This window comes from Rossellomorea vietnamensis (assembly GCF_008180615.1).
In the GTDB taxonomy this organism is placed as follows: Bacteria; Bacillota; Bacilli; order Bacillales; family Bacillaceae_B; genus Rossellomorea; species Rossellomorea vietnamensis_D.
Genome location: NZ_VTEH01000020.1, coordinates 71,811 through 78,152, shown reverse-complemented (window position 1 = coordinate 78,152; position 6,342 = coordinate 71,811). Strand labels below are relative to the sequence as shown.

Sequence of the window (6,342 nt, the reverse complement as noted above, 5' to 3'; positions counted from 1 at the left end):
CAGCCTTCTTCTGCCTCTTGTATCTTGATTTTTTCATACCATGGTCCAAGCTGGTCATTGCGGTACGCGAGCTGGGTTCAGAACGTCGTGAGACAGTTCGGTCCCTATCCGTCGTGGGCGCAGGAAATTTGAGAGGAGCTGTCCTTAGTACGAGAGGACCGGGATGGACGCACCGCTGGTGTACCAGTTGTCTTGCCAAAGGCATCGCTGGGTAGCTATGTGCGGAAGGGATAAGTGCTGAAAGCATCTAAGCATGAAGCCCCCCTCGAGATGAGATTTCCCATCACTTTATGTGAGTAAGATCCCTGAAAGATGATCAGGTAGATAGGTCTGAGGTGGAAGCGTGGCGACACGTGCAGCTGACAGATACTAATCGATCGAGGACTTAACCACAGTAAAAAGCGCAGGCGGCTTGAACAGAGGCGACAGGCATATGACAGCAAGCAGATGAGGGCGGTATTTGCCCTCGGCTGATTGATGACATATGACCCCGAGCCTCTAGCCGCCGGAGCTGGATTGCAAAATGCAGCGAAACTCGGAATACTTTCTTCTTTCTTCTAATACTTTATCTAGTTTTGAGTGAATAATTTTTTCAAAAAAACACTTGCAAAAATTATAAAACTCGTTATAATAGTACTTGTCCCTAAAAAGACAACGTCTGGTGACTAAGGCGAAGAGGTCACACCCGTTCCCATGCCGAACACGGAAGTTAAGCTCTTCAGCGCCGATGGTAGTTGGGGGATCTCCCCCTGTGAGAGTAGGACGTCGCCAGGCTTAGTATTATTCCGCAGTAGCTCAGTGGTAGAGCTATCGGCTGTTAACCGATCGGTCGCAGGTTCGAGTCCTGCCTGCGGAGCCAATAATGGAGAGCTGTCCGAGTGGCCGAAGGAGCACGATTGGAAATCGTGTAGGCGGGTAACCCTGTCTCAAGGGTTCAAATCCCTTGCTCTCCGCCATTATAACTTTTAAGGCCCATTGGTCAAGCGGTTAAGACACCGCCCTTTCACGGCGGTAACACGGGTTCGAATCCCGTATGGGTCACCAGGTTTTTCACCAAGTAAATAATCATCAAGCATACAAAAGTGATTGTTAAATTAACGGAGGATTAGCTCAGCTGGGAGAGCATCTGCCTTACAAGCAGAGGGTCGGCGGTTCGATCCCGTCATCCTCCACCATATTTTTACGAAGCGGAGTAAAATAACTACATTATATCGTCGCGGGGTGGAGCAGTTCGGTAGCTCGTCGGGCTCATAACCCGAAGGTCGCAGGTTCAAATCCTGCCCCCGCAATACCATGGTCCGGTAGTTCAGTTGGTTAGAATGCCTGCCTGTCACGCAGGAGGTCGCGGGTTCGAGTCCCGTCCGGACCGCCATTTTAAAATAAAATCTTAGTTCAAACTAAGAGGGTTTCGATAAGCAAGAAGTTCAAGGAAGCAACTGAGTGAACCCCGGAGCGCACTGATAGGTGCGTGAGGATGTGAGCGAAGGCGCTGACGAAGAAATTCGCAGTTTAGCGGAAGCCGAAACTAATACGGCTCAGTAGCTCAGTTGGTAGAGCAATGGACTGAAAATCCATGTGTCGGCGGTTCGATTCCGTCCTGAGCCACCATTTTTCCAGATTGCCGGTGTAGCTCAACTGGTAGAGCAACTGACTTGTAATCAGTAGGTTGGGGGTTCAAGTCCTCTTGCCGGCACCATCGGGATATTTGGAGGGGTAGCGAAGTGGCTAAACGCGGCGGACTGTAAATCCGCTCCTTCGGGTTCGGCAGTTCGAATCTGCCCCCCTCCACCATCTCTTACTAAGCAAAGTAAGATTAAAAAAATATAATTTCATAGGGGTATAGTTTAAAGGTAGAACAGAGGTCTCCAAAACCTCCAGTGTGGGTTCGATTCCTACTACCCCTGCCAATTTAACTTGTGGCGATTGTGGCGAAGTGGTTAACGCATCGGATTGTGGTTCCGACATTCGTGGGTTCGATTCCCATCAGTCGCCCCATAAGTTTTCAACCATTACTTCATAGCTGCATATAATATATCAATGGGCTATAGCCAAGCGGTAAGGCATCGCACTTTGACTGCGACATGCGTTGGTTCGAATCCAGCTAGCCCAGCCAATTTGCGGAAGTAGTTCAGTGGTAGAACACCACCTTGCCAAGGTGGGGGTCGCGGGTTCGAATCCCGTCTTCCGCTCCAATGGCGGCATAGCCAAGTGGTAAGGCAGAGGTCTGCAAAACCTCTATCACCGGTTCAAATCCGGTTGCCGCCTCCAAACAACACTTGCCGGTGTGGCGGAATTGGCAGACGCGCACGACTCAAAATCGTGTTCCTCTGGAGTGCCGGTTCGACCCCGGCCACCGGTACCATATGTATATTGCGGGTGTAGTTTAGTGGTAAAACCTCAGCCTTCCAAGCTGATGATGAGGGTTCGATTCCCTTCACCCGCTCCATACATACATACACAAGCCTTTCTCAATATGAGAAAGGCTTTTTTGTGTTCTTTTTTATATTAATTAAAATTAAGGATCTGATTCTTTTAATGCTCATGCAAGAGAAGAGTATCAATAGGAAAATCGATTTTTTATGTTGAGAACATTTGCATGCCGTGGGTGGAAAGGTAATTCTTATCTAGGCCGATGTTGAGTATGCCGACCTTTGTATCATAAACAGTAACGAGTTGCTCTTATCAATTTAGGAATCTTGTAAGGGAATTTCATTTTAAAAATAGAGGGGGATTTTTTCCTTAATTAATGCTAAGTACCCGAATTTAGTTTAAATAGATGGAGAAATTCCCCTTATTTACACCAACGCAAGCTCAACTCTGAAATTAAGGGTAAAATCTCCCGTTATATTTACGTTAGTTACTTTCAACGCCAGCCCCTTGAGTCGTATACCTGTAGAGAAATCAATAACATCTCTTAAGATCTTACAAGTATTAGCTGCACAACCTCCTTTCGACAACAATCTACAATCTTCGGGTGGTGACTGTCACCAGCATATCAAAATTTTGCCCCTTCTTTGTCAATTCTGTATACCCATTTTAGAAAGCGCTTCCATTATACTTTAGGAAAGTATTAAGTCAGGCGGTGATACCGGTGGAGACAAAGATTGAGACAGGGCCAGTGAGTCCGGAGATACAGATCAAGACGGCATCCATGAAGAAGAAAAGGTATAAGAGCATACTGACCTATGCAGCCTTTGTGGGACCAGCACTGCTGTTTTTCCTGGTGATTCAGATTGTGCCATTTTTAATGGGGCTTTATTATTCTTTTACTTCTTGGAATGGAGTCAGTTCGGCAGTTCAATGGGTTGGGATTGAGAACTATAAGAAGATTTTCACAAATGATCCTGTTTTCTTTAATTCCTTTATGTTTACAACTAAATTTATGTTTGCTGCAGTCATTATAAGTAATTTAATAGGTTTCAGCTTTGCGCTGCTGCTTAATGCAGCCTTAAAAACTAGAAATATATTAAGAACGGTTTTCTTCATCCCAAATGTTATTGGCGGATTGCTGCTGGGATTCATCTGGCAGTTCATTTTTGTAAAAGGGTTTGCCTCGATTGGAAACATGACAGGAATTGGATTTTTCAAGATGCCGTGGCTTGGTGATGAGAATACTGCTTTCTGGGGAATTGTGATCGTCTTTGCCTGGCAGATCAGTGGATACATGATGGTCATCTATGTTGCCGCGTTACAGGGAGTTGATAATTCACTTCTGGAAGCAGCTAAAATTGATGGAGCATCAGCGTGGGCAGTTTTAACAAAGATCATTATCCCGTTAATATTGCCGGCATTTACGATTTGTTTCTTCTTGACGATTTCAATGGCCTTCAAGATATTTGATCTTAATATTTCCCTGACTGGCGGAGGACCTTTCAATTCGACACAGTCAGTCGCCATTAATATCTATCAGGAAGCGTTCCAGAACAACCGTTATGGCTTGGGTACAGCGAAATCCATCCTATTCTTTGTGGTTGTGGCCGTCTTCACAACGGTTCAAGTGATGCTGACGAAGAAGAAGGAGGTTGAGGCATAATGGGCAGCCGTTATACCAAAAGGACATTTGTACTTGAAATTATCGGGATTATTGTAGGACTTATTTTCCTGGTTCCCTTTTACTTTGTGCTGATTAACTCGGTAAAGCCTTTTGCTGCTATATTAATCGATGCTGCAGCTTGGCCGGAAGAATTTCTGTTTTCCAACTACGCAAAGGTGTGGGATATCATCAACTTTCCAAGAGCGTTTTGGAACTCTCTGGTCATCACCGTATTCAGTAATATCGGTCTGGTGATTATCAGTTCAATGGCTGCCTGGAAGATGGTTAGGACGCCAGGCAGATTCAGTAAGGTGCTGTTTGTGGTCTTTGTATCTGCGATGGTCATTCCATTTCAGACCGTCATGATTCCTCTTATGAAGCTGGGCGGAGCTCTTCACCTGACTAACAGCATTCCAGGGTTGATCATTATGTATTTCGGCTTTGGTGTACCTCTGTCATTGTTTCTATTTCATGGTTTCGTCAAGACCGTACCGATAGAGATTGAGGAATCTGCGATGATTGATGGCTGCAGTCAATTTGGTGTGTTTTGGAGAATTGTTTTCCCGCTTCTAAAGCCGATTACCGTTACAGTGATCATTTTGAACACATTATGGATCTGGAACGATTACCTGCTTCCTTTGCTGGTTCTGCAGGATGCGGAGTTAAGGACGATTCCTTTGGCAGCGAGTTCTTTCTTTGCTCAGTATACTAAACAGTGGGATATGGGGCTTGCGGCATTGGTTCTCGGAATCACACCGGTCATCATTTTCTTCCTGTTCTTACAGAAACATATCATTAAAGGAATTGCTGCAGGTTCTATTAAGTAGATATAAAGTTTCTGGTAATATCCAGGAATTTATATAAAATATGAATTAATACCAGGGAGGTTGAAATTTTTATGAAACGTTTTCTGCTTTTATGTATGTCTTTAGTTTTCGTATTCGGTATTGCAGCCGGATGTTCTTCTGAAAACACTTCAGGTAATTCCAATGGTAATTCTGATTCAGGGAATGAAGATGAAGTGGTTACACTGAACTTCTTCCAATTTAAGGTGGAAATTGCCGATCAGCTTGCGGAAATGATTAAAGAATTCGAAGCTGAGCATCCAAATATCAAAGTAAAGCTTGAAACAGTCGGCGGCGGTGCAGATTACGGTGCAGCTCTTAAGGCTAAATTTGCATCAGGTGAAGAGCCGGATATTTTCAACAATGGCGGATTCAAAGAACTTGAACTATGGAAAGAAAAATTGGCTGATCTATCGGATGAGCCTTGGGTAGAACATGTTCTTCCTATCGGCAAGGTGCCTATGACAGATGAGGACGGCAAGCTTTATGGTATGCCTGTAAACCTTGAAGGATATGGCTTTGTGTATAACAAAGACCTTTTTGAAAAAGCAGGGATTACGGAAGCTCCTGCCACTATCGATGAATTGAAGGATGCCTCTGAAAAATTGAAAGCTGCTGGAATCACTCCATTTTCTGCAGGATATGGCGAGTGGTGGGTAATCGGGCAGCATTTGCTGAACATCCCATTTGCACAGCAGGATGATCCTGTTGCTTTCATTGAAGGACTGTATGATGGATCTGAAAAAATCACAGGAAATGAGAAGTTCAAGGAATTTAAAGAAGTTCTTGATACTGAGCTTAAATATGCAAACGACAACCCATTAACAACTGACTATAATACACAAGTCACTCTATTTGCTTCCGGTGAAACAGCGATGCTTCAACAGGGTAACTGGACTGAAAACATGATCACTGAAATCGATCCTGAAATCAACATGGGCTTCCTCCCAATCCCGAACAGCAACGATGAAAGCAGCGCAGACCGCCTGCCGGTGGGAGTACCGAATAACTGGGTACTGAATAAGAACTCTGAGCATCTTGAAGAAGCGAAAACATTCTTGGAGTGGATGGTTTCTTCTGAAACAGGCAAGCGCTATATCACTGAGGAATTTGCCTTCATTCCAGCGTTCGATAATATCGAACCGGCGGGTCTTGGTGACCTTGGACAGTCTATTCTTGAATATTCTAAAGAAGAGAAAACGATTCCTTGGACTTGGTTCAGATGGCCGGATGGAGCAAATAAAGAATTTGCTGCAGCTATCCAGGAGTATGCGGCAGGGAAAATTGATTATGACACATTGCTTGAGAGATTCCAGCAGTCATGGGATAACTTGAAATAATCATCTTAATAGAAAGCATGTCTTGTATATGGCATGCTTTCTATTTCTATTGGCAGAACTCCCCTGAAAAAACGCTTCCATGAAATCGGTTATACATTCTATACTAGTGTATAAGAAAGACTTG

3 protein-coding genes, 16 tRNA genes and 2 rRNA genes are annotated in these 6,342 nt (G+C 44.4%); all 21 read left to right on the top strand.

The features are described 5' to 3' along the window. Window positions 1-393 (top strand): 23S ribosomal RNA (locus FZC79_RS23485); the annotation flags it as partial. A 264-nt stretch (window positions 394-657) separates the two neighbouring features. After that, a 5S ribosomal RNA gene (gene rrf / locus FZC79_RS19850) occupies window positions 658-774 on the top strand. A 10-nt stretch (window positions 775-784) separates the two neighbouring features. Then, window positions 785-859: transfer RNA gene (locus FZC79_RS19845), tRNA-Asn, on the top strand. Between the two features lie 5 nt (window positions 860-864). Then, window positions 865-956, top strand: a tRNA-Ser gene (locus FZC79_RS19840). Between the two features lie 13 nt (window positions 957-969). After that, a tRNA-Glu gene (locus tag FZC79_RS19835) sits at window positions 970-1,044 on the top strand. 55 nt (window positions 1,045-1,099) lie between these two features. Then, window positions 1,100-1,175: transfer RNA gene (locus FZC79_RS19830), tRNA-Val, on the top strand. Between the two features lie 40 nt (window positions 1,176-1,215). Then, window positions 1,216-1,289 (top strand) — tRNA-Met (locus FZC79_RS19825). Between the two features lie 6 nt (window positions 1,290-1,295). Beyond that, a tRNA-Asp gene (locus tag FZC79_RS19820) sits at window positions 1,296-1,372 on the top strand. Window positions 1,373-1,532: 160 nt separating this feature from the next. After that, window positions 1,533-1,608: transfer RNA gene (locus FZC79_RS19815), tRNA-Phe, on the top strand. A gap of 12 nt (window positions 1,609-1,620) precedes the next feature. Continuing rightward, a tRNA-Thr gene (locus FZC79_RS19810) sits at window positions 1,621-1,696 on the top strand. Window positions 1,697-1,707: 11 nt separating this feature from the next. Next, a tRNA-Tyr gene (locus FZC79_RS19805) sits at window positions 1,708-1,791 on the top strand. Between the two features lie 42 nt (window positions 1,792-1,833). Continuing rightward, a tRNA-Trp gene (locus tag FZC79_RS19800) sits at window positions 1,834-1,907 on the top strand. 12 nt (window positions 1,908-1,919) lie between these two features. Beyond that, window positions 1,920-1,995 (top strand) — tRNA-His (locus tag FZC79_RS19795). Window positions 1,996-2,038: 43 nt separating this feature from the next. Further along, a tRNA-Gln gene (locus FZC79_RS19790) sits at window positions 2,039-2,113 on the top strand. 4 nt (window positions 2,114-2,117) lie between these two features. Further along, window positions 2,118-2,192: transfer RNA gene (locus FZC79_RS19785), tRNA-Gly, on the top strand. Window positions 2,193-2,194: 2 nt separating this feature from the next. Next, window positions 2,195-2,268, top strand: a tRNA-Cys gene (locus FZC79_RS19780). Window positions 2,269-2,278: 10 nt separating this feature from the next. Then, window positions 2,279-2,362, top strand: a tRNA-Leu gene (locus FZC79_RS19775). Between the two features lie 10 nt (window positions 2,363-2,372). After that, a tRNA-Gly gene (locus FZC79_RS19770) sits at window positions 2,373-2,446 on the top strand. A 645-nt stretch (window positions 2,447-3,091) separates the two neighbouring features. Then, a complete protein-coding gene (locus tag FZC79_RS19765) occupies window positions 3,092-4,033 on the top strand; it encodes a carbohydrate ABC transporter permease (protein WP_148948442.1) in 942 nt (313 codons plus the stop codon). After that, window positions 4,033-4,860 (top strand): carbohydrate ABC transporter permease, encoded by an 828-nt coding sequence (locus tag FZC79_RS19760; RefSeq protein ID WP_148948441.1) that lies wholly within the window; start codon window positions 4,033-4,035, stop codon window positions 4,858-4,860. Before FZC79_RS19765 ends, FZC79_RS19760 begins: the two co-directional genes overlap by 1 nt. A gap of 71 nt (window positions 4,861-4,931) precedes the next feature. Then, window positions 4,932-6,218 carry an ABC transporter substrate-binding protein gene (locus FZC79_RS19755; RefSeq protein ID WP_148948440.1) on the top strand — a complete coding sequence of 429 codons (1,287 nt, stop codon included), beginning with the start codon at window positions 4,932-4,934 and terminating at the stop codon, window positions 6,216-6,218. The last annotated feature ends 124 nt before the right edge of the window (window positions 6,219-6,342 follow it).

Bases quoted from the DNA above. Each gene is read 5' to 3' on its own strand.
- FZC79_RS19760 (WP_148948441.1), top strand. From the start codon at position 4,033: ATGGGCAGCCGTTATACCAAAAGGACATTTGTACTTGAAATTATCGGG.
- FZC79_RS19755 (WP_148948440.1), top strand. From the start codon at position 4,932: ATGAAACGTTTTCTGCTTTTATGTATGTCTTTAGTTTTCGTATTCGGT.